At 45.3% G+C, this 23,620-nt stretch carries 17 protein-coding genes and 1 pseudogene; 8 read left to right on the top strand and 10 right to left on the bottom strand.

Translation table 11 applies throughout. The features are described from left to right. Positions 1-117 precede the first annotated feature (117 nt). The 4 genes and pseudogenes from ptuB to ACJJIW_RS17155 all read right to left on the bottom strand — a co-directional run. A complete protein-coding gene (gene ptuB / locus ACJJIW_RS17170; protein ID WP_444935854.1) occupies positions 118-762 on the bottom strand; it encodes a retron Ec78 anti-phage system effector HNH endonuclease PtuB in 645 nt (214 codons plus the stop codon). 9 nt (positions 763-771) lie between these two features. Then, positions 772-2,211 carry an AAA family ATPase gene (locus ACJJIW_RS17165; RefSeq protein ID WP_444935853.1) on the bottom strand — a complete coding sequence of 480 codons (1,440 nt, stop codon included), beginning with the start codon at positions 2,209-2,211 and terminating at the stop codon, positions 772-774. 132 nt (positions 2,212-2,343) lie between these two features. Then, positions 2,344-3,009, bottom strand: a complete 666-nt coding sequence (locus ACJJIW_RS17160; RefSeq protein WP_444935852.1) for a site-specific integrase — start codon at positions 3,007-3,009, stop codon at positions 2,344-2,346. 838 nt (positions 3,010-3,847) lie between these two features. After that, positions 3,848-4,036, bottom strand: a pseudogene (locus ACJJIW_RS17155) (hypothetical protein); the annotation flags it as partial. Positions 4,037-5,051: 1,015 nt separating this feature from the next. On the opposite strand from ACJJIW_RS17155, the gene ACJJIW_RS17150 reads away from it, so the two are divergent. The 3 genes from ACJJIW_RS17150 to zigA all read left to right on the top strand — a co-directional run bounded on the left by ACJJIW_RS17150 (position 5,052) and on the right by zigA (position 8,693). Further along, the gene (locus tag ACJJIW_RS17150) at positions 5,052-5,999 is read left to right on the top strand and encodes an IS30 family transposase (RefSeq protein WP_444935851.1); all 948 of its coding nucleotides are present in this window, start codon (positions 5,052-5,054) and stop codon (positions 5,997-5,999) included. A gap of 113 nt (positions 6,000-6,112) precedes the next feature. Continuing rightward, a complete protein-coding gene (locus tag ACJJIW_RS17145; RefSeq protein ID WP_282932847.1) occupies positions 6,113-7,366 on the top strand; it encodes a tyrosine-type recombinase/integrase in 1,254 nt (417 codons plus the stop codon). Between the two features lie 121 nt (positions 7,367-7,487). Beyond that, positions 7,488-8,693 (top strand): zinc metallochaperone GTPase ZigA, encoded by a 1,206-nt coding sequence (gene zigA, locus ACJJIW_RS17140; protein WP_444935850.1) that lies wholly within the window; start codon positions 7,488-7,490, stop codon positions 8,691-8,693. 100 nt (positions 8,694-8,793) lie between these two features. Here the strand turns inward: zigA and ACJJIW_RS17135 are convergent, their stop codons facing one another. Then, the gene (locus ACJJIW_RS17135; RefSeq protein WP_413662043.1) at positions 8,794-10,179 is read right to left on the bottom strand and encodes a S8 family peptidase; all 1,386 of its coding nucleotides are present in this window, start codon (positions 10,177-10,179) and stop codon (positions 8,794-8,796) included. Between the two features lie 588 nt (positions 10,180-10,767). After that, complete coding sequence (locus tag ACJJIW_RS17130; RefSeq protein ID WP_444897382.1) at positions 10,768-12,813, bottom strand: S8 family peptidase; 2,046 nt, start codon at positions 12,811-12,813, stop codon at positions 10,768-10,770. An 847-nt stretch (positions 12,814-13,660) separates the two neighbouring features. Between ACJJIW_RS17130 and ACJJIW_RS17125 the strand changes: the two genes are divergently transcribed. Next, positions 13,661-14,194: a Dps family protein gene (locus ACJJIW_RS17125; RefSeq protein WP_413662045.1), complete on the top strand. Its 534-nt coding sequence runs from the start codon at positions 13,661-13,663 to the stop codon at positions 14,192-14,194. 120 nt (positions 14,195-14,314) lie between these two features. Here ACJJIW_RS17125 and ACJJIW_RS17120 read toward each other — a convergent pair whose 3' ends face one another. The 4 genes from ACJJIW_RS17120 to ACJJIW_RS17105 all read right to left on the bottom strand — a co-directional run bounded on the left by ACJJIW_RS17120 (position 14,315) and on the right by ACJJIW_RS17105 (position 19,215). Continuing rightward, entirely contained in the window at positions 14,315-14,779 is a 465-nt protein-coding gene (locus tag ACJJIW_RS17120) for a GNAT family N-acetyltransferase (protein ID WP_444893932.1), read from the bottom strand. A gap of 395 nt (positions 14,780-15,174) precedes the next feature. Continuing rightward, entirely contained in the window at positions 15,175-16,917 is a 1,743-nt protein-coding gene (locus tag ACJJIW_RS17115) for a hypothetical protein (RefSeq protein ID WP_444935849.1), read from the bottom strand. A gap of 113 nt (positions 16,918-17,030) precedes the next feature. Then, positions 17,031-18,056 carry an IS630 family transposase gene (locus tag ACJJIW_RS17110; protein WP_282931436.1) on the bottom strand — a complete coding sequence of 342 codons (1,026 nt, stop codon included), beginning with the start codon at positions 18,054-18,056 and terminating at the stop codon, positions 17,031-17,033. Positions 18,057-18,066: 10 nt separating this feature from the next. Beyond that, positions 18,067-19,215, bottom strand: coding sequence for a DUF3857 domain-containing transglutaminase family protein (locus tag ACJJIW_RS17105; RefSeq protein ID WP_444935848.1), 1,149 nt, complete (start codon positions 19,213-19,215; stop codon positions 18,067-18,069). 829 nt (positions 19,216-20,044) lie between these two features. Here ACJJIW_RS17105 and ACJJIW_RS17100 point away from each other — a divergent pair. The 4 genes from ACJJIW_RS17100 to ACJJIW_RS17085 all read left to right on the top strand — a co-directional run bounded on the left by ACJJIW_RS17100 (position 20,045) and on the right by ACJJIW_RS17085 (position 23,598). Continuing rightward, the gene (locus ACJJIW_RS17100) at positions 20,045-20,401 is read left to right on the top strand and encodes a helix-turn-helix transcriptional regulator (protein ID WP_282932855.1); all 357 of its coding nucleotides are present in this window, start codon (positions 20,045-20,047) and stop codon (positions 20,399-20,401) included. After that, positions 20,395-21,693, top strand: a complete 1,299-nt coding sequence (locus ACJJIW_RS17095; protein ID WP_444908241.1) for a type II toxin-antitoxin system HipA family toxin — start codon at positions 20,395-20,397, stop codon at positions 21,691-21,693. The genes ACJJIW_RS17100 and ACJJIW_RS17095 overlap by 7 nt, the downstream gene beginning before the upstream one ends. Before the next feature lie 318 nt (positions 21,694-22,011). Continuing rightward, positions 22,012-22,623 carry a hypothetical protein gene (locus tag ACJJIW_RS17090; RefSeq protein WP_444935847.1) on the top strand — a complete coding sequence of 204 codons (612 nt, stop codon included), beginning with the start codon at positions 22,012-22,014 and terminating at the stop codon, positions 22,621-22,623. Positions 22,624-22,914: 291 nt separating this feature from the next. Continuing rightward, positions 22,915-23,598 (top strand): VOC family protein, encoded by a 684-nt coding sequence (locus ACJJIW_RS17085; RefSeq protein WP_444935846.1) that lies wholly within the window; start codon positions 22,915-22,917, stop codon positions 23,596-23,598. Positions 23,599-23,620 lie beyond the last annotated feature (22 nt).

Raw genomic sequence — 23,620 nt, 5'->3', positions numbered from 1 at the left:
TCCTTCATACCTAAAATTTATATAGTGATCACTCTAGCGCTATTAACATAGATATTATCACAGAACCATATTCCAACTATCCATATCCCACTATTTCTGTTGTCTCATATTAAGATTTTAAGCCGGAAGAAGCACATGTTTAATAGCTGTTGTAAACGGCAAGTTCTTAATATTCTCTAATTCTTCTTCAAGCAAAGGCAACCATTCTTCTTCCTCAAAATCCGCAGCATAATCCGCAAATTCTTCCGCTGTTTCTATATAGCCTTTCAGCATTGTTTCTCGTATCTGCCGTAAAGAGCCGTTTAAGTTAAAAATTCGAATAGTTTCTACGGCTCGCTTCTTTTGATCTGGATGCAGCCCTTTTGCAGGAACAACATTCCCATCAGACAGAAAACTCAAATAATCTACCGGATCATCTTGATCCATTTTTATCAGATCTTGATAGTTATAAGGCAGCTGTCTATCTTTGTGCTTACCGCAACTATCATCACGCCCACAGGAACCAAACAAATTACTCCATAGGAATGTTCCCTGAGGGTAACAGTCAGTTCTTTTTTGGCGAAAATGCTCTAAATGGGCATTTCGCTCGCCAGGTGTTGTCCTAATAGTGGCTTCACAATACGCACAGCGACCGTTCTGCATCTCATCAATCTTCAACCAGATCTCATTTTTATGGGCCTGCGTGACCTGATGCCAATTGTCTCTGCCATGTTGATATTGGCTTAAACAAGCAGGCGGAATAGGCCTGTTTAGCTTATGCATGAAAGCTCCTTATTTACTTCTTTTAGGTAGTTTTGCTTTCATGACCTGCAGGCGTCTTAAACGCTCGCACTCCAACCATTCATGATGGTTTTCACCAAAGTGATCAATGATTCTGTTCTTAAGCCCCTTTGCTTTTTCACTATCCAAGTTACTCTCTACAATAAGCGCCTTATACTCTGTCAGCCATCGTGCCTGCTCGACATCTGGCACAGGGTCAACACCCTGCAGCTCAGCCATAATATTCGCACTTGCCACGCCAAGACTTTGAACCGAGGCCGGGCTAGCGGATGACTCAATTTTGCCTGTATCTGGGTTAACTTCATGTCGAATAATACGAATGCTCTCTGATGGCACTGTAGATAGGACCTGAGGGCTATGGGTTGTTACGACAAACTGAATATTTGGAAACGCTGCTTGGAGTGAGCCGATAACAGTCTGCTGCCATTGGGGATGCAGATGCATATCGACCTCATCAATCATGACGATACCGGGCGACTTTTTGGCCGCCGCTTCGCCGAGATGACCATTTAACAGTACTGCGCGATACGCTATGTCAGCAATCATAGCCAAGATATTCTTGATACCATCACTTAATTGATCTGCTTTCATTACACCGTATTCGTCGTGGCGTAGTACCAGCGACTCGTCATCACGCTGACTAAACTGAAGGTTCTGCCAGCCAACAGGCTTCAATACTTCATTGACTGCATCTTGTACAACCTTAACGGGTATCTTTAGTTTTGGATCAACATCTATAAAAGTTGTCCCTCGTTGCAGCTGGCTAATCTGATGCTCCAAAACTCGTTTGTAAGCTGCTGTAAACCAATCTTCAAACTGACGATAGCTAGATGCAGGATCAAGACAATCTCTGAAGGCGAAAGTACGGATGCCTTCATCATTGGCCTTACTTCCTTTTTTTGATTCCGTAAGGCGCTTTTCCTTCCAAAGCCGGCCCGTTCCATAGTAACCAAATACAGGTAATGTTTTTGGCTCTTTATCCAAATCTCTTACTTGTTGCTGAAGACCCTTAGCAAAGCTTTTAAGATCTCTACAAGCTTTGTCATCTTTAGTTTGGGACTTAACAGCTTCACTATCACGATAGCGTTCCCAGATTTTTTTGCCTTTCCCATAGTCTCCCGTAGCAGTGACAGAAGAGGCAAATTGGCGTGCCATTTCATCAAGCACTCCAAAGCCTGCAGCTGTAGATTCGGAGCTCACTTTTACAATTCGAACATCATCAATAGTGATTGTATTAGCAGGGTCAACATATGCACCCTTAGCTAGATCAAACTGACTGACATAGGGCCAGAGCGCTACTCGAATAGCATCGAGTACCGAGGTTTTACCTTGACCATTATTTGCTACCAGCACGGTTGTCTGGGGATGAAGATCAATTTCTAGCTCTTCATAACAACGAAAGTTTTTTACTACGACAGTTTCTAATTTCATAAGCATTGATCCGGCGATATTGCCTTAGCGAATAATTTGTTTATATCGTAATTAACACTTGATACGATAAATTATGGCTCAATAGTGAATGAGTTCTTCTGCAATATACGGCCAGTTGAACTCACAGCTAAATCATGTAGGTTGTTTTACTCTTGAAAAGAGATTTTTAAAGACAGCTTCAAGTTCTCGCTCGTGCGGCCTGATTTTTCGATCAAGTGTTTCCTTGCCTTTAATGCCGCTAACCTTCATTAGTTCTTTGTATCCACACCCTGCTTCATACATATTCTTTATGAATGTATCTCTAAAGGTGGAAGGTTTCGCCCCTTGAATACCAGTATTCGCAATAAGCTGCTTCAGCTTGGAGTTCATAGAAGCAGGCTGGTAATCAGTGGCCCCCTTTTTTCGTGGTGACAATTTAAATGGCTCGCCACGATCATTTAAAAAGAAATAACTTTTAGGGTCTGAGTTCCGATACCAGGACTGATTACTTTTATACAATCCTTCTTTAACTCGCTGACCCATATAAGCTTCAAAGAATGGAAGAACATGATCCTCAGTATGTAGTTCCCTTACCTCGCCGTTGTAGGCTGTTGAGGCTGGAAGCGTCCAAACCCTGAAGAATTGCCCTCCTTGATCCATAACATCTTCAAGGCGAAGCAAACTTAGCTCTGATGGGGTAATACCCCAATACACCGCACCAATGATAAGGGCTGCATTTCGTTGCCCGTGAGGGGGCGCAGCATTCATATCAAGGAGCACTTGCAACTCAGGTTCGGTAAACAGTTTTTCTACGGGCATCTGTAGTTTTTTCTTTAACGGGTATCACAAATGTCATTATCAACTATATATGTGATAGATACTAGCACCTCGTCTTAATGTCACAAGAATGAAATAGCTATATTTGTGATATTAAGAGGTCGGTCAAGACTGCTAATCTATGGCCAAAGGCCTCGTGATTGCTCACTTCATGGGAATGTTTGCTGACAGGCAGCCCCGGCGGATAAATCGGGTAATGACACGTGTCAGTGTGAAAGTTTTTAGGTTATCGATTAGGAGCCTGAGGCAGCTAAACTCGGCCTGAGTACCGTGACCTTTGAAGTGAGTGGAGAGGGATACCTTCTCCTTCTATCATACCTCTCCCCTATTCCCACCAACTGGGAAACTTGTGAATAGGCAATAAAAGCAATTGTTTTATGTGCCCGCTAGTGAAACTCTAATGAAGTACATTGATGTGCGGTATTTACCCGGAGGCCAGCAGGAGGACACTATACCCCTCTGCTTACGAGGTGAGATATTAGGGGCTTATCTGGGCTCTTCCACAGTATTATAAGTGCCGGTGCAGCCGTACTTGGTGAATACAATTTTCTTCTGAACCCAGACCCCTCGATTTTGATAAATTGGGATTAGATCAATTACCCCGGTTGGGCTGTTTCAGCCATATCTGAAGAATATGAGAAAACACTAACTGTCCTAATTTTAGTGATGCTGTAGCCTACACAGTCAAAAGTGAAAAGGACTCACTACTTACGGGTACTTATTCATAGCTCATAAAGAATGGATAATACGCTTATAAATACTTATTCATGAAGTAGGTAAAGTTTCGTTAGCCAATATAGAAGGCCCTAAGCTTTTCTCTTTAAATGGTGGCGGTGTAGTGGTCAACTATTTCCGGACAGTAAGTTAAATTTTTCTTCCGCTTTGCGGGAGGTAATCCGTCATTGTGTTGGTGGGGACGCTCCCAGTTGCAGTAAGTCATCAAGTAACGGCTGATGTCTCGGCTTGCTTCTGTAATAGAGGTGTAACCGGGAGAGGGTATCCATTCACTTGAGTCATAGAACTTGGATCTATGACTCATTTACTGGTCGTTTTGTGAGTCATAGCCCTTCTGGCCCCTAACTGCGACAACTTATAGGGGGACGAATACGCCAGCTTATGGGTGCACACTCACTCTATCCGAAGCTTGCTTTCCATGCCTTGCTAGGCAGTATGATATTAAATCGGGTAATCAGGGCGTTCAGCTCAAGCGTAGGAAACTCAGAAAAGGGGTTTACCACCACCATGCTGGCCGCATAGACAGGTGCGAGCGGAAATGACTTAAATGTTACATTTGAGACATGTTGACAGTCATACCAGCTCCCTTTAAAGGCAATTACGGAATACTGCGCGGATTATTCCCATTGCGTCCAGTATTAGTCAAAATGATCTAGAGCGGCTTATCGTAGGCAATTCCGGATAATTAAACACGGTGTTAAAACGTATGGCATACCAGCTTGGCTGGGCAGCTCATGATAATAAGCGCATTTGGGCTATAATGGTCTTTCTGTAGAGGATGCCAGAATTAATTTTACAACAATACCAAATAATTATTGCTCGTGAAGAAGAGGATTCCAATTAACACTACTAGTTAAAATCAAGATGTACCAGAAATAGAACTTCAAATTTCCACTAATTAAATATTTCTCTCGTGGAATCTTGGCATCAAGGGACATTGCTGTTAAGGCGAACGTTGGGGTAAACCTATCCACTGACAGTTGGTTGGCTTTTAGTGCTTAAACATTATCAGAGTGAGAGGGGTATGCTATGCCATCGCTAAAAACTCTCTCTAAGTATACTAGGAGTAGTTGAAGACAAGTCGGGATTGAAGACCTTATCCAAGGCCTATACTGGTCGTTCAATTAAGTACTTTAGTTGGGAAAGTGAATTTTTGATTCCGCAATGATAAATATTTGTGCAATTAAGTATTTCCTAGATTCCCATAACAACCGACACACTTGGCGATAGCAGAGGGGGCCAGCTAGCTGTAGGCTGGTTAGCTTCCACACAAACAAGCCAGGAACCCCATGGGAACCCATACCAGCCAGCTGACCCTGAAAGAACGATACCAGATTGAAGTCCTTAATGGGCAGAACTATTCAGCACGAGCCATTGCGATAAAGCTCGGTCGTTCAAACAAAACTGTTTCCCGCGAATTAAACCGCTGTAACCCTTATAGTGCGGAGAGCGCACACCGACAGATGCTGCAGCGGCGACACGGAGCGCACAAATACACTAAGTTCGATTTCGCCATGAAAGTGCAAATCGACCACCAACTGAAAAACGCAAGCCCCGAACAAATTGCCGGGCGCATGCGGCTTGAGAAGTGTAACAAAACCGTCAGCTGCTCAACGATTTACCGCTGGATTAAGCGGCTCAACTGGCGACTGCGCCTACCGCGAAAAGGTAAACCTTATCGCAAACGCACGGGCCCTGAGGCGGGAGTGAAGCTTATACCGGGGCGCATCGACATTGACGAACGTCCTGTGATTGTTGATGGCAATACAGAGCTCGGGCATTGGGAGGGGGATACAGTTTATGGTCAAGATGGCTATCTGGTGACCTTAGTTGAGCGAGTTTCCAAATTGCTGCTCACTCGCAGAGTGTCAAATAAGAGTAAGAAGACTGTGAGTCGTGCCATCAAGCAGATGCTGAAGCCATATCAAGCAGTGTGTAAAACCATAACCTTCGACAACGGCGGTGAATTCGCGGGCCATCAGTCGATTGCGCGGGAACTAGGTTGCAAGATATATTTTGCGAAGCCATATCACTCGTGGGAGCGGGGGTTGAACGAAAACACCAATGGGCTGCTAAGGCGTTTCTTCCCGAAAGGGATGAAGATTGGCAAGTTACCGAAAAGCCAGATTGACGATGCGGTGTTTCGTATTAATGCCCGCCCAAGAAAAATGTTAAATTATTGGAGCCCACTGGAATTTCTGGTGGGCAAGCGTGTGTCGCTTATGTTGGAAATCTAGGTTTTAGTTGGCAAAAATTATGATAAATTATTGATTAATAACGGCTTTTTATGAATACTGATTAAGTACTTTACTTGGCAGTCCACGCATTCCAACAACAACTCCATATTTCTATGTCTGCTTCCAACCGGCCACCAGCACCAATCATCGACAACCTGAGCAACCTTGAGAATCCATTCCGCTGCACCAGCTTTTCAGCTAGCCGTTATCTCAGCAAGCAGATTCCTGGTGCTGATACCGATCTGGAGTTCACGCTTAAGTTTCTTTACAGCTATAACGGCAGCCAGGCAACGTTTAACAGCTACCGCCGTGAACTTGAGCGCTTGCTGCAATGGGCTTGGCGCATTGAAGAAGTTTCAATAATGACTCTGAAGCGCGAACACATTGAGGAGTTTGTGCAGTTTTGCATTGAGCCACCAATTGCCTGGATCGGAACTAAAAATGTTGCCAGATTCAAAACACAAAATGGCGAGCGCGTTGTGAATGCCGATTGGCGGCCATTCGTAGTCAGTGTGTCCAAAGTTGAGTTTCGTGCTGGCAAGACAGCTTCTCCCAAGGAGTTTCGGCCATCCCAGGCAGCGATCAAATGCATCTTTACTGCATTGTCATCCTTCTTCGATTTTCTCTATCAAGAAGGCTTGGTTCCAGCCAATCCTGTGGCACTGATTCGCCAGAAAAGTAAGTTTGTTCGACGTGAGCAACAAAGCCAGGTTGTACGTCGAATCAGCAACTTGCAGTGGGATTATGTCCTGGAGACTGCTGAGATCATGGCCGAGACATCGCCAACTGATCACGAGCGAACTTTATTTATTATGAACGCCCTATTCGCTATGTATTTGCGAATTTCTGAGTTGGTTGCAGATGAAAGATCGGCACCAGTTATGGGTGATTTTAAGAAAGATCGCGACGGAAACTGGTGGTTTCACGTTACGGGTAAAGGTAACAAAGGCCGGGCGATCACTGTTTGCGATCAAATGTTGAAGGCCTTGAAGCGCTACAGGAATTATTTGCAGCTCCCTGCTCTGCCCAGCATTAACGAGCAGACACCTCTGGTGCACAAGTCCCGTGGCAAGGGACCGGTTACCAGTACCCGACAGGTTCGCCTGATTGTTCAAAACTGCTTTGATGCTGCCCACCAACGGATGGTTGAAGAAGGCTTAGGGGAAGATGCTGAAGATCTTAAGGCTGCTACTGTTCACTGGCTCCGCCATACGGGTATTTCTGAAGATGTGAAGTACCGCCCCCGCGAGCATGTGCGCGATGATGCGGGACATGCAAGTATGGCTACGACCGATCGCTACATTGATTCCGATATGCGAGAGCGGCATGAAAGTGGGCGGAGTAAGCGGGTAAAGGAGGAGCGGTAATACTACCGCCCTACCCTCATATAGATGAAATAGCTTGACCCAAGAAAGATACGATATATCATTGCGCATCATCTGGTTAACCTAGTACACATGGATGAATACTCAGAGTGCGGAGAGGCTAATGGCACATACAAACAAACTCCCTGTCACCGTCCTTTCAGGTTTTCTAGGTGCCGGTAAAACTACCGTACTTAGCCACATACTGAACAATCGCGAAGGCAAAAAAATTGCTGTAATCGTCAATGACATGAGTGAAATCAATATCGATTCGACGAAAGTACAGAACGAAGTTTCTCTTAACCGTAGTGAGGAGAAGCTTGTTGAAATGAGTAATGGCTGTATTTGCTGCACTCTGCGGGAAGACCTTCTGGAGGAAGTCACTAAGCTTGCGCAGGAAGGACGGTTTGATTATCTCGTTATTGAATCAACAGGGATTTCTGAACCCTTACCCGTTGCAGAAACCTTCACTTTTGCCGACGAAAATGGTGTTTCTCTCTCTGATGTTGCCAGTTTGGACACAATGGTGACGGTGGTCGATGCAGTCAATTTTTTAAAGGACTATGACGAGGCCGTATTTTTACAGGATGCTGGTGAATCATTAGGTGAAGACGACGAACGCAGTGTAACTGATTTGCTGATCGACCAGGTCGAGTTCGCAGATGTCATTCTGATCAGTAAAACAGATTTAGCTGGCCCTTCTGATGTTGAGCGCCTAGAGGCCATTCTGCGAACTCTAAATACGCAGGCAAAAATAGTTCCGGCCTCTCAAGGGCAAGTCGATATTGACGAGGTTCTAAGTACCGGCTTATTTAACTTCGAGCGCGCGCAGCAAGCACCTGGTTGGCTTAAAGAGATGCGAGGTGAACATATTCCTGAAACGGAAGAGTATGGCATTAGCAGTTTCAGCTACGAAGCACGTAGACCCTTCCATCCAGAAAAATTTCATCAATTTCTGCACAATACTGAGAGGCACGGCAAGTTAATTCGTTCCAAAGGGTATTTTTGGCTGGCGTCCCGCCCTGAGTTTGCAGGCGAATGGAGTCAAGCGGGAGGCATTGCCCACTATGGTTTCGCTGGGATGTTCTGGAAAGCTATACCCAAAGAAAACTGGCCCACAGACGAAAATTATCGCAGCTCCATTGAAAAACAATGGGTAGAACCCTTTGGTGATATGCGGCAAGAACTAGTATTTATTGGCCAGAGTTTGAATCAAACCAGCATGACAAAAGCGCTTGATGACTGCCTGCTAAGCGAGGACGAAGTGCTACGAGGCAAAGAATACTGGGCGACATTGAATGATCCATTTCCCGCATGGGAACAAGGATGAATATTAACCTCACCCCTGTACTTGGCTAGATCCTTTAGTGGGAAAGTGTAAAAGACCGACGAAATGTCGGTCTTTTATTAAGCTAGCGCCTTTCGACAGTTCAATTCTCTATAGCGGCCTCAACGGCTGCCGCCGCATCAACAATGCCTGACCCACAGCGCCGACATGAGCCTGTAAAACTTCGGGCTGTACTGGTGAGAATGGATTCAACCTCATCTGGTGTAACATCGGGCTTGACTGAATATATAAGTGCGGCTGTACCGGCAACATGTGGAGCGGCCATGCTGGTGCCGGCGTAGTAAGCGAAGCTATCACTACCGGGAGTTCGCGCGCCGCTGTTTAATGTAGAGAGAACGCCATCGGATTCCACCGAGTTAGTTTCACCTCCGGGGGCAGCGACATCGACCACATTGCCGTAGTTGGAGTAGTAAGCAAGTCCTCCGGAGCGGTTGGTCGCGGATACTGTAATGACTCCTGAACAGTTAGCCGGCGAAAACCAGAAGGCATTCCGCCCAGAGTTACCTGCGGCAACAACAACTGTGGCGCCCAGGCTACGGGCTGTATTGATGGCACTTTGAGTTGTGCTTCCACAGAGGCCAAAGCCCCCCAGGCTCAAGTTCAACACTTGAGCCGGAGTTTCATTGGCTGGTGCACCACTAACCGAGCCGCCAGCGCTCCAGACAATGCCATCAGCAATATCAGATGTGTAACCGCCGCAGCGGCCGAGTACTCGAACGGGGAGCACTTTTGCTTTATGGGCTATCCCAGCGATACCCATATTGTTGTTGGTGACGGCAGCAATGGTGCCGGCCACATGAGTGCCATGCCAGCTGCTATCAAATTCGGGATAAAGTGGGTTTCCGCAGTAACTATCGGTATACCAATCCCCGGGATCACTGGCATCACTATCACGGCCATCCCCATCTACAGCGATATCGGAATCCGAAATCATGTCGTAACCAGGCAGCAAGTTGTCCATGAGGTCTGTGTGAGCGAGATAACCGGTATCAATAACTGCTACTACCACGCCCTCCCCCTGAGTTATATCCCAGGCTGCGGGCAAATTCAGTCCACCATCAGCTTCAAAGTAGTGCCACTGGTCGTAATAGCTGGGGTCATTAGGGACCGCCATAGGGTGCATCATCAAGTCGGGCTCAGCGTACTCAATATTGGGGTCTTGTTTTAGGCGGTTGATTATCAGGTTGATCTCGGCTTGGCTTTTTCGGCTCCCCAGGTGCATGACTTGTGCACCCGTCGCCATGCGCCGCAAGTGGCGCAAGTTGTGGCCCGCACGGCGAGAGGCTTTCTCCACAGTTTCCTGAGTCATGCTCGCTGACCGTCCGATCGTGGAATCCTGCTTGTATTTCACAATGATCCGGTCAGTTGTTGGGGAACTACTTAGGTTATCCATTTGGGTGGCGAAGGAGCCTGTACATAGAAGTGAAAACACACCTGCTAGAGTGGATTTTTTCAACAGTGACTTCATTATTGTTATCTCTCCATGATGATTTAGCCGACGGGGTGTAACATCCTAACCATTAGTACCACTGTCCCTGTTGTGACAGGGCACGTTAGGCTTTACGCAAGATATATGCCTGAGCAAGTCATGGCTGGATATCGAGACAAAATTAGTACCAGTGTTTCAATTTTGCCCACAGGGATAGTAGTGGCAACCGATGTATCCTTCTTAGGTGATTGTCGGCCTCTTTCTATTCTTGTGACAGCCTCCACCTAAACAAACTTATTTATCTGTCTTTGCACCGATATAGAGATAACTAAGGGCTTTCCAATCACTGTGCACAGAAAGGCTGCAAAATACCGTTCGAAAATTTATCAACTTTAAAGAAAAGGCTGGAGCTTGAAGGTAATTCACTCTGATAAAACGAGCTTTAATCGAACAGTGGAAATGATCATCACAGAATTGGTGATATTGCCGGCAATATCACTAGGAAAGGATTCTGCAGAGATCAACGTGTTAAATGAAAGTGCCAGTCAGCTTAACTGACTGGCATTATTTGAGTAGAACAGCTATCTACCCACCCCACAGGAACCTGTCGAGTGGGAGTTAGCCCATTTACTCAGTACTAGCACTCAGAGAAACGCCAGAGTAGTCAGAGTAACCGCGGATACTGATATACCAGGTACCTGCGCCTGGATTGCTGATGCTGCAGCTTTCATCATTACCCCACTCGTAAGGGCGACAATCGTAGGCTGTGCGGGTGGGCTCTTGGCCGAAACGGACGTAGAGATCTGCATCCCCACTGCCACCAGACATTACGGCGCTCAGCGTTGAAGCTCCGCTATCAACCTCAATAGTGAAATGCTGCCAGCCGTTGCGGGAACCACTAAGATTTGTCTCTTCCCAGCTGTCACTACCGCCACCGCCGCCACCACCTGCGGTATAGCTGCCCACGAGACTTACGTTAGAGAAGGAGCTATATCCACGTACCATGACGTGATAGGTTCCTCCCTGTACGTTATCGATATCACAAGTTTCATTATTGCCTGAAGTATAGGGGCGGCAGTCATAGGTACTGGTTGTGGGGGCGCTGCCATGGCGAACGTAGAGGTCAGCATCGCCGCTTCCACCGGACATTACAAAAGACAAGTCTGTAGCGTTGTTAGGCACTTCTAGGGTGAAGTTAATTTCATCACCACTGTTACCCTCGATACCAGTCTCAGCAACACCATTTTCAAGTTCACCGCCGTCGTTACCGCCACCACCGCCGCCACCATTGGCCGAGGCTACGGCCGCTGCTGCATCGACAATACCTGAGCCACAGCTGCTGCAAGAAGCCGGGAAGCTCCGTGCGGTACTGGTGAGGATTGATTCAACTTCATCTGGGGTCAAGGTAGGGTCTACAGAGTAGAGCAATGCTGCGGCACCGGCCACATGAGGCGCCGCCATACTGGTGCCCTGGATGTAATAGTAACTATCACTGCCTGGGTCAGTAGCACCATTGTTATAGGTAGAGAGGACGCCGTCGGAGTCATTGGCGAAGCTCTGTGCTCCGCCCGGCGCTGCAACATCTACTACATTGCCGTAGTTAGAGTAGTAAGCACGACCGCCACTGCGATTAGTCGCAGCCACTGAGATCACCCCATCACAACTGGCAGGAGTAAATTGGCTTGCATTAGCATTGCTATTGCCAGCAGCTACAACAACCGTCGCACCGAGACTGCGAGCAGTATCGATGGCATTTTGTGTAGTAGTACCACAGCTTCCGCTGCCGCCAAGGCTGAGATTGAGTACGTCGGCGGGATTCGCATTGGCTGGCAGTCCACTGACAGAACCACCAGCACCCCAAATGATGCCGTCAGCAATATCTGACGTATAGCCACCACAACGGCCGAGCACACGGACAGGAACAATCTTGGCCTCATAGGCAACACCTGCGATACCAAGATTATTGTTGGTAACGCCAGCGATAGTGCCGGCAACATGGGTACCGTGCCAGCTACTGTTACTTGAGGAGCTATCTCCACAAGTACCAGAGCTATACCAATCACCCGGATCGGTGGCATCGCTATCGCGACCATCGCCATCTACGGAAACGAAGGTATCGTCGATCATGTCGTAGCCCGGCAAAATGTTGGCTGCCAGGTCTGCATGGGGTCGATAACCAGTATCGAGTACCGCGACCACAGCCCCGTTACCCGCAGTGGTATCCCAGGCTGATGGAAGGTTCAAGCCACCTGTAGATTCATAGTAGTGCCACTGATTGAGGTAACTTGGGTCATTAGGTACAGCCACTGCTTTCAAGATCAGATCTGGTTCTGCGTACTCCACATCCGGGTCTTGCCTCAGGCGATCGATAATTGCATTTACTTCAGCTCTATTTTTTCGACCTTCCAGGCGCATTACCTGAGCGCCAGTAGCTATGCGGCGCAGATGGTGCATTTTATGGCCAGCGCGACGGGAAGCTTTTTCCACAGTTTCCTGAGCCATAGTAGCGGCCCGTCCAACTTTAGCGCTTTCTTTGTACTTAACGATGATGCGATCAGTTAGCAGCTTGTTATCCGCTTCTTCCGCATAGGCACCAAAAGGCGCAGTGCATAGCAATGAGAATGCACTTGCTAAAGCCGTCTTTTGTAAAAGAAATTTTAAAGATAATTTCATTATTGTGGTTTCTCCGAAGTTATATTTATTCCAATACCAAAAAATCATTCGATATTGGTTACTCCTAAACCGCCCCGCTTTGGCTAAATAAATTCTATAAAGGGAAAGCCCAAAAACTGCTGAATTTAGGATCATTTAGTTAGCTTGAGCGAAATTGGTACCATTGTTTCATCTTGGTACAAATGTATAACGACTCGGAAATTGTTGTCCTCAATGGAGATCTCGAAACTCATGTGGACTGCGATGACAAGTTTTAAATCTCTACAAAAAACTTTAGTAATAAATATTTTTCCGCAAAAAAGTGTGGAATGGTTCACGAGAGACACAGCCAAAGAGGATTAACAGATCACTTATGACAAAAAATACGGCCTTATTCCTTAAGCATAAGGCAATGTTATATCACATCAAAAATATTTTATTTAACTATGACTTTGATGATTGCTAAGTTGATTCAATGAGGGATGGGCGCTCTTGCGAGCATGAAAGTAAAGAAAAAATCTACTACTTTAATCGACACTAGTTATCAGCCACTTACTTGAGCTAACCATTCACCGCCTGACAAATCAGCAGAAAATCTAATCACTCCGAATTGTATAGCTGCTATATCTTGGTCTTTATAGGTGTTCTTTCACTAGTGAAATTAAACGATCGCACCTGGCTATAGCTTTATAGGCATAGGCTTCTTTGCTTCCCCGAGAACTATCAAGTTCAGAGAGGACATTCTTTGTGAAGACCTTAAATATCTTCCCCTTTGTGAATGGCTAGTCTCCATATAGGTGTCTAATCTAGTGCCATGGAGACACCGACTGCCACACCTGTACCTTTGTCATAACTTATGAGGTTTGATATGAGAAAAGCAACTGGAGAAGCGGTAGGCACACAATCCAGGCTAGCCGCCCCATCTGATTTAAGTGAGAGTGCGAGGGCCAGCATTACTATCGCCGTTAATACCCTGCTGGCAGATACTTTCAGCCTATATGTGAAGACCAAGAACTTTCACTGGCATGTCAGTGGCCCCCACTTCAGGGACTATCATTTGCTTTTCGATGATCAAGCCGATGAAGTATTTGAGATGACCGATGCACTGGCGGAGCGCGTACGCAAACTAGGAGGCACTACGCTTCGCTCCATTGGCCATATCGCTAAGCTACAGCGTTCTTCAGATAATGATGCCGAGTATGTAGATCCGCAAGATATGCTGTTAGAGCTCGGCGAAGACAATCGGGAAATGATTGCAAGTATGCGTAAAGTCCACGAACTTTGTGATGAGCATAGAGATATTGCTACAGCAAGCTTGCTGGAAGAGTATATTGATCAGGCGGAAAAGCGGTCATGGTTTTTGTTTGAGGCTAGTCGCAGCTCTGGTTTAACACACCACTGAGCCCTGTGGCCCAAGCTTGATCTGGCAGACAGCGCTACTTTTTGAATTACCCTGTCAGATCAAACTCAGCCTATACGACTTTCTTTTTTCAAAGCGACCTGTTCCTTTTCAGGTTAAGAGCTACAATTCCAGCTTCAACCTCTCCCCGACCGAATTTTCGAGGAAACCTTCTCGGAGGTAAAAATCAATTGTTCGTTGCCAGTTTTCTCTTTCCGGAGTACTAACTTCCAACCGTGGCCAGCCCTCTTCCTTCGCAAATCTGATCACCTCATCCAAAAGAGCCTTACCAATAAACTGTGAACGGAACTCTGGCTCAACATACAATTCCTCAATTACCCCATAGTTGCCACCGGCATAAATAGCAGCAGACCTTGATAGGGTAATAACGCCCACTGGAGCTCCATCGGCATAATATAGGAAAGCATGGAACCCATTATCTTGTGAAAGTAACTTCTTAGCCGTTACTGCCATGACCTCTGGATCGATGTTGCGCTTATGACCGACAAGAGCTTGCAGCAATTTTGTTACCAGTCCTGCGACCTCACTACTCTGCTTCGCCCCGGCCCTTACAATCGGACTCACCATAAACTATCCCTTCCCTTTAACTTATTTACATTTTTGCCCAGCTGAAATGTGATCACATTTAGAATCTATCAGCAATTTTTACTGGCAGCAAGCTGGGTGCGTAGGAAAGAAAGCGAACAACTCTCTATTGAATAATGGTCACAAAGAGCCAATGGGTAGAAATCATTAGAGCCGAAGGGATTGATGAAGCCTCAACGCTCGCATAGCACCATAAGTTTGAAGAAATGGAACCTGAACAACATCAGAGGCTTTTTCAGTCTTTAGGTATGAAACCTGAAGACTGAAAAAGTACAAGAGGTATTTATGAATTTTACCTTATCCCAAGTCTAAAAAATTCAAGGTAGGACAGCTGGAGCTATTTTATAAATTTAAGCTCCAGCAGACCCCAACCATACCTATAGAACAGCTTTCAACCGCTCTTTCAGAGAGGATATAAACACCTTATCCTTCCCCCCAAGATTGGAAACATAAAGTATAAAATCACTACCATCTTTTCTGACAACAGTTACTGTGGTGGTATCGCCTAATGAACTGGACCAGTCTACTTGTAGGTCCTCAATATCTTCGTAAGATGCCATTTCCTTTTCCAAAATATCCCCATCTTTCCAATAGGAAAATACATGGCGTTGTGTAAAGCCATTGCCATCTTCACTCACGAATAGAAGCGCGTCACTATAGAAATATGCTACCTCATCTGTAGCCTTTAGGATCCCCTTTCTCTGCATAAACTTGAGGTCCCTATCTGATATCTCACTGCCTTCAACAACCTTGTCGCTAGCTAAAAAACCAAACTCTCCACCGACCACCAGCCCACACACAGGCAAGCTCAACACCACTAACAAAGCATGCCTAGCACGCCATTTGGAACCCTCAATTACCGCTGGTGACTTATCACCATTCACAAACAGTAAATAGTTTGCCAATGGCAATACTGTTAGCACGGTTAGAAGCTGGAACACCAGGGGGTAGCCCGTATATCTACCCAAGACTGGTGAGATCAAAAAGGTAATGGCCAATACAACTGCAAATCTTTTGTTTGGCAAATATGATTTACCATATCGATTTTCACTATCTTCACGGAGTTTATTCCAAAGGGGGAAGTACCAGAACTTGTTAAAAATACCTCTAGCGAGCGGCATGATCGCACTACGTTCCTGCTCCCGGATATATTTGAAGTTTCTATAAAACCAATAAACACCAAAAATTCCGAATGTAAAAACCCACATCGCCGTCAGCTTACCCAGGGAGACAGGGTAAAAAATCGTATCTTCCTTTACAGGATTCTTCCATCTATCAAAGCGCCACATAAAGACCAGGAAGACATACATGGCGGCATAGATATAGATATACGTGGCGAGCGATAACTGTGACAAGAAACCACTCTCAGTATCTCCTGAAGTATTTTCATAAGACTGATAGATACCGTAACTCAGTTGATTCTTGAGTTTGTTAATAGCCTCTACGTAGGCTTGATATTCACTCGGCTTAACATGATCAGCCTTACTGCGGTATATATATTTCAGTGAAAGCGTCTTACTGTCTTCCTGAAAGGAAACTTCATTTTTGAAATAGAAAAAGCTGTTATTTTCCTCAAAATACTCACTATCAAAAAACCAATCGTCTCCTTCGAAGTGAATTTCAATAACCTGCTCTATATGCTCTGGATACGATAACGCCAACGGATGGTGCCTATCCTGATCATCCGGCTCAGATACCCATGGGCTAACAATGTTTGCATAAAAATCAACCTCGTGGCGCTTTCTATCTGGTTTATCTTCCCAAAAATTTTCCAGCTTATATTGCTCATGAGAGGTGAACATATTTCGCTCTGGGTTATCTTCTAGCTCAATTAGAGCAGCGACTTCAATCCCGGGATAATAATCCTCAAAGAACTCCAAATATTCTGTCTGGATTTGATCTCGCCCATTGCTAGCTAAACGCTGTCTCTGCCTTTCGGCGTCCTTACCATAATTTACAGTAGTGGTTGTAAAGGTTGCAGGGCCGTCATCCAGTACTGTGAACTCATCTTTTACAAATACTCCATACTTTGCGAAATCTGGCTCCATATTTACCAAGTCATCAGTGCCCGGCCTGAGTATTAGTGCTTTTCCATAATCTGGCTGAAAAATACTACTCAAGTCACCATGCTGATAGCTACGCGTTGGATCTACCCAATACTCTTTGTCTTCAAATTCAAAATAGCTGATAACATGGTCAAATGACCGTACGCTGGGGATTCTATCTTTACTACCTAGGCAGCAGCAAAGAATACAGTCGACTCTTGAAAAAATGATTTCACAAGTTTTCTATTTTTCTTGATGCTCTGCAAATCTGCATTTGCACGACTCAGTAGTGTCTCACCTTTTTTCAGCGGCCTCTTTGAAGTCCCTATATTTCTCATATGATTCCAGACCAACTCATCTGGATTTAGGTCTGGTGCATATGGCGGTAAGAACACCATTTCAAGCTTTCCATCCTGTGAATCGACATACTCCAATACCTTTTTCGATTTGTGTACTGGGTGCCCATCAACAATGAGAATCACTGGTCTTTTCTGACTTCTCTGGAAATTTTTGAAGCATTCTACGCACTTTTCTGCCGTGAACTTTCCACTATAAATATGATACCAGAAGCCACCTCTATTCGATAAAGCTGAGATCGCATTGATTGACTGTCTTTGACCACTCGTTTTTACCACTGGAGTTTTTCCTTTTTCTCCCCATGTCCTTTGGAGTGGATCGTCTGATCTGATACTAGCCTCGTCCAGCCAAAATATTTCTGCACCAGTTTTTTTCGCATAAGATTTAATCTTTGGATAGACTTCCTTTACCCATTTATTCACCGCCTTCTCATCTCTCTCGTAAGCTCTTCGTAGAGGCTTTTGTGGCGTCAGGCCCAGTCGATGTAGAAGTGTGCCGACACTAGAAACGCTAAGTTCAATTTTGAATCTCTCAAAAATCAAATCCGATACGATCTGACGTGTCCACAATCCGAAATCAAAGCCATATTGCCTTGGATCGCCACCAATAATCCATCGTTTGACTTCCTCTTCTTCAATAGCTGACAGTTTTCTACCGCGTCCAGGTCTAATTTTTGGAGATAGCGCTTCAATACCTTTCTCCCGAGCAGTCCTTAACCATGGGAAAATAGTTCTGCTCCCCAGCCCTAAGCTACGACTAACCTCCGCCGCAGATTCTCCATCAAATACTCGCTGAACAGCAATTTTACGTATGAGGTGCTGCTCCTCAGTACTAAGTTTTCTGGCATCGTATTTCATGCAGTTTATATTACCAGGGTGTACTGATTATTTCTGCCCCGCTAGTAAGTCTTGTTTCGGTATTCACTAGAGCCGGGTAGCCATCAACTCCAAGTTCTTTCAATAGAGTTAAAAACAGTACAGTTTTATCTTTACAATCTCCATATCTATACCGCAAAGTCGTGCTGGCTGGTCTGGGCTTGTGTGAGTTTTCCCCCAACTCTATTCCCAAGTAACGTATCTCCTCCTGGACAAACCGAAGTGCGGCAGAGATTTGGGAACTCTTATCTTTGTGATTTAACTTGATGTCAGCGACTAATTTAGCTATCTCCGCATCAACATTAAAAACTCCTTGATATAACCCTAACCCCCAGACACCAACAGCTTCCCAGGTTGCCTGTTCACTAAAGTAAATAGCGCCCCAAGGACTAAACCAGGAAGGAGTCCCATCGTCAGATTTAAGTGGATCAAGTTTATTGTCCTCGATGACATACTCTCTGGCACCACCCAGATCTTTTTGTTTGAGTTCCAAATCGCTATTTAAAATTGAACTATAGAGAGGTGTTTGCTTCTCCCACAATATACGCAAATAGAGTCTCTCAAGTGGGACAGACCAATTCAGACTGGAGCTATATGCAAATATCCCCTGATAAACAGGATTCACCCCCGAACGCGTGTAGCTATACTCTACAACATCACCCACCCTGATATCGTCTAACAAAATATTGAGTGTTAATTGACCATGGTAGACTGACTCATCCATCTCCTCTTCGCGCCGAATATGATCTATTCGCGCAGTATTGAGTTTATTTAAAACCTGTCCATCGCGGATCACATTAAGAGTATGTAATGTAACCTTTTGATACTCTGGGTCATAATCAATACTTATCTGTGAGCTTTCATCAACCCCCTCTGGGTTAATAATGTATTCAGCCATTCGAAAGAAGTATTCAAATTCTGGCTTATCCCCCGCTTTGATCTGCGAGTCCAGAAGAAGATAATGAACCCCATCCTGGATTTTATCGATCGGCCGCTCATTTACTTCAGGAACTACTACCTTTGTTACCCAATCTGGTATGGGAGATGTAGCAACTTCTTCTCTTGCCCAAACCTTGCCTGCGGCCAAGAATGAACAAATCACTAAAACTATTGATATAGCCGCATCAATTTTTTTCTTCATTATCTACTTTTCTACAATACTTAGAGTGGCTTTCAAATACGAAATGGATGCGCACCAGTGAAACTAGACTGCAAACCCAATTAACTCAATACCTGCTTGTACGAGGAGCTTAGTAAAGGCGTTTTTCACTCGAAAGTCCAATATGGAGTCACAATGCGAGCTATCCCGATATTTTTTGTACGATATTCCATTAACTAAGAACCTAAGACAACGTAAATAGCAGAAGATATAAGATTTAGAAGAGCTGAGACTCTCTATACTAAAACTGGTATTCAGGCTTATAAAAATTTAATCACAACCAAACTTCCCCCACAAACTACAAGTAAGCTTATAAATAAGCTTTCCTATTAACTAGGAGTTAACAGGGATAAATTTTGTAACGGTCAGCTACTGTTGGTTTACCCATAGAACAATATAGGGAAACAATTTGCTTCTAGTTAATTTGAGGCCACTGTTCATGGCAGTATCTAATGTAAATATCCATAGAAACCTCTTAGTTGTTCCCATTTGGCAACGGCAAGAAATCTAATAGCAGCAGTGGAGCCTAATCATCCCCGAGGAAAGTAGTCGCCCGCCTATGGCATCAAATCTTATGTAGAACAGGTGTTTCTCTTATCGCCAGCAGAAGTTGAGCTTCCGGTAGAGGCGGCCTCCATCAATAATAGGATTAATACAAATAATAGCCTGAATAACACCTGTAAACGATCAATTTAAGCATTAATAGCTGCAACTCCACCTATTAACACTTTTAACTTTTGTAGACTATAATAGCTCAAAAAGCACCCTTTAGCTCGACAAAACCTAATCAAAGGGTGGAAAGGCAACTATTATGGGATTTCACGGTCAATCAGATAAGCAAATACTTGAGTCGCTGGGCAATCGTCTCAAAAACTACCGCTTACGAATGAACCTTACTCAGGATGACATGGCTGAGCGTGCAGGCCTATCCACCTCCACCATTAAAGGGCTGGAGGCTGGTCGTGGCAGGCTTGATAGCCTTGTTGCTGCGCTGAGAGTACTTCGCCAACTTGATTCATTGGATAGCTTCTTACCTGAACCGGCAGTAAGTCCGATGCAAATTGCTACTCAAGGTAAACAGCGGCAGAGAGCCAGCCGCAGCTCACAGAATCAGCGCGATACCCTGCCCTTGAACAGCAATAAGAAAAGGAGCAAGCCGGAATGGTAAACCAGACAAATGCCGCAACAGTTCACTTGTGGGGCGAGTTGGTAGGCGCTGTCCACTGGGGTGACAGTGGTTATGGTTCATTCGAGTATGCACCGGAGTTCTTGCGTCGGGGGCTGGATATAGCTCCGATAACCATGCCTATTGAAGCTTCAAATGAGCCATATACATTTCGCGGCCTCGGTCGGGAAACATTTAAAGGATTACCGGGACTCCTCGCCGATTGCCTGCCTGACAAGTTCGGCAATGCGGTGATTGATGCCTGGCTCGCACGCCAAGGGCGAACTCCAGAGAGCTTCAACCCTATTGAGCGACTCTGTTACACCGGTACTCGTGGTATGGGAGCGCTTGAATTTCAACCGGCGGTGGACGGCACCTTCAAAGATTCTGTCGACCTGAACGTTGAAGAATTAGTCAAACTAGCTGCCGCAATTACCAATAGGCAGACAGATCTCAACACGCAATTTGGACATAGTGATACTGAAAAATCAGGCTCCTTGCTGGACATATTGCGCGTAGGAACCAGTGCGGGAGGCGCCCGTGCAAAAGCAATTATTGCCATGAATGCTATGGGGGATATTCGCTCTGGTCAGGTCCCCGCCCCTAAAGGCTATGACTACTGGCTTCTCAAATTTGACGGCGCTGGAGATCTTGAACTCGGGGTAAGCGATGGCTACGGGCGGGTTGAATACGCCTATCATCGTATGGCTCGCGAAGCGGGTATCAATATGGCGGAATGCCGGCTATTGGAGGAAAATGGCCGAGCGCATTTTATGACGCGGCGCTTTGATCGGGTAAACGGGCAAAAGCTTCATATGCAGTCTCTATGTGGTATTGCGCACTTGGATTTCAACATGGCAGGCGCACACTCCTATGAGCAAGTATTCAGCATAATGCGTGAACTATATCTGCCTAAAAATGAAGCCGTTCAGCAATATCGCCGTATGGTCTTCAACGTATTGGCCAGGAATCAAGATGATCATACAAAGAATATTGCATTTCTTATGGACCCAGCCGGAGAATGGTCTCTTTCACCAGCCTTTGACCTGACTTATGCCCACAATCCTGGCGGAGCTTGGACAAGTCAACACCAGATAAGTATTAACGGAAAGCGTGATCACTTCAATTTAGATGACTTAATAACATTAGGGGAATCCATCAGTATTAAGCGCCCAATGGAGATAATTGATCAGGTCGCAAGTGCGGTAGCAAATTGGGAGCAGTTCGCTGAAGCCTCCGGTGTCTCTGAAAGCTGGACTATTGAAATTGGCCAAAACCACCGCAAGCTAACTTGAATTTTATCTATATGTCATTGACCTAGCCGCTACCCACTTCTTTTGTGGCCCCAAGGATGGAGCCAGGGTTCGATCCCAAATTTTACCGCTAAAACCTTCAGCCTCCCAACCATACTCCTACGGCGGCCCCAGTGTATCTTTTAACTCCAAAGATCCCTTGTCGAATAGAACAGAGGCACCGTAAATGGGCTGATAGTCCATGAGATATCGAGCGGGATGAAGTCAAGTCCAATCGAAAAAACGACACTTCAATCGTCTTCATCTGAGAAATATCAGCTTTCATTCTATTTTGGCGATTAACATATAAAAGAGCTGCTCATGATGAAACTGTCACTTCTATTCACAATAATTTTGATTTCCCTTGCTTTTATGGGAGCTAAAACGGCAGCAGAAGAGAATAGTCATAACTCAATCAAGAATAGTGAGGGCATCATTTGTAATAATGAGTATGTTCTATGCACATCTGCCCCATGCATTCCAGATCCCAGTAATCCAGATTCAAATGCAAGTTGCAGATGTGACGTTAATAAGGGGTTGAACTTCGGGTTTTCTGAATGTAAAAACCGGACTCCTGTGACTGACTCAAACGACGTCAAAAAAGCCTTATCGACATTTTCTTTCGCGCAGGCTCCCACCAAGCCTGTACTTTCCTGCCCCGAAGGTAAACCCTGGACTGATTGCCTGGATCAACCCTGCATTGTCGATCCGATGAATCCTCTCAAAGCCATATGCACATGCAAGATTGTGCGTGATAAGCCTTTTGTAACTTTTGGAGGCGACTGTGTATCCCTGAGCTGTGATACGGGTTACTGGTCTGGTGCAACGGTAGAGTCTTATGTGGGAGCAAGCAGAAAACTGATGAAGGCATTTAGCTTAGATGAGGTTCCCGCCAAATATTGCGTGGGGATCAAACCTGAGGTTTCAGAGTAATTTCTGCTCGGTCCAAGCCACATCAATCTTTTGTGTTTTTAGAAATAGACACCCGATTCTCACTACGGAGCGTTGACCCCTACACTGTTCAGCGGCCCATACAATTCCTGAAAGAATCACCAAGTAGATTATATTACTTTCATAATTATTAAAATTTCGGCAAAAGTTAAATCACCCTTATCGTAATTTCTGGTATGGTTAAATCAACCACAAGAAATGATTAACTAACAACTGCCGCCTAAAAAATAAAAACCAAACAAGCAACACTATTTTTAGACAAAAGGCACTCTTATGAGAACACGCTGTAGCCACGTTTTACTCTGGGTGGAGGATATTCATCAAGCTGTACGAGATTTCCGTCAGCTCGGCTTTTCTGTGGATTACGCCACAAAAGAAAAGAACGCCCAGCACGCCCATATTTGGTTTAGTGAAGGGGCTATTATTGAGTTATTGACATCTCCATCCAATGCCCACTATTTCAAATGGATTATTGATATCTTTGCCGGCCGGGGCGCAGGACGTAGGATGATACGTTGGTCGCAAGAAGGGGAAGGTTTTTGTGATGTTGCCTTAGTCAGTGACGATTTTGATAATGATCTTTCAGCGATGAAGCGTGAGGGTGTTCAAACCGGGCGAGTGATTCCCTGGCAACGAACCAAGCCAAACGGACAAAAAACCAGCTTCCGCTTTGTATATCCTCGCTCTGAGCGACTGCCATTTATTGTAAGTCCATATAACCCACCTCAGTACCCTCAAGAAACAAACCATAAAAATGGTGCTACTGGCCTGAGTAAAGTGCACATGGAAGTCAGTGAACAGGACTGGAAAACTGTACAACGTTTAATCGATAAAGATTCCACATTTAATATCAAACCCGGGCCTACAACCAAAGTTACGGGTATAGAGGTTAGTGGTCTGAGAGAAAATTTGGACCCGACTCTATTGCATGGGAGTACAATCAACCCAGCAAGCTAAGGAGCCTCTGAGCTATTTAGTG

The sequence above is a fragment of the Microbulbifer maximicatervae (SeqCode) genome, assembly GCF_052467815.1.
Note: the sequence above shows the minus strand (reverse complement) of the source record. Positions and strands in the feature narration are given on the sequence as shown.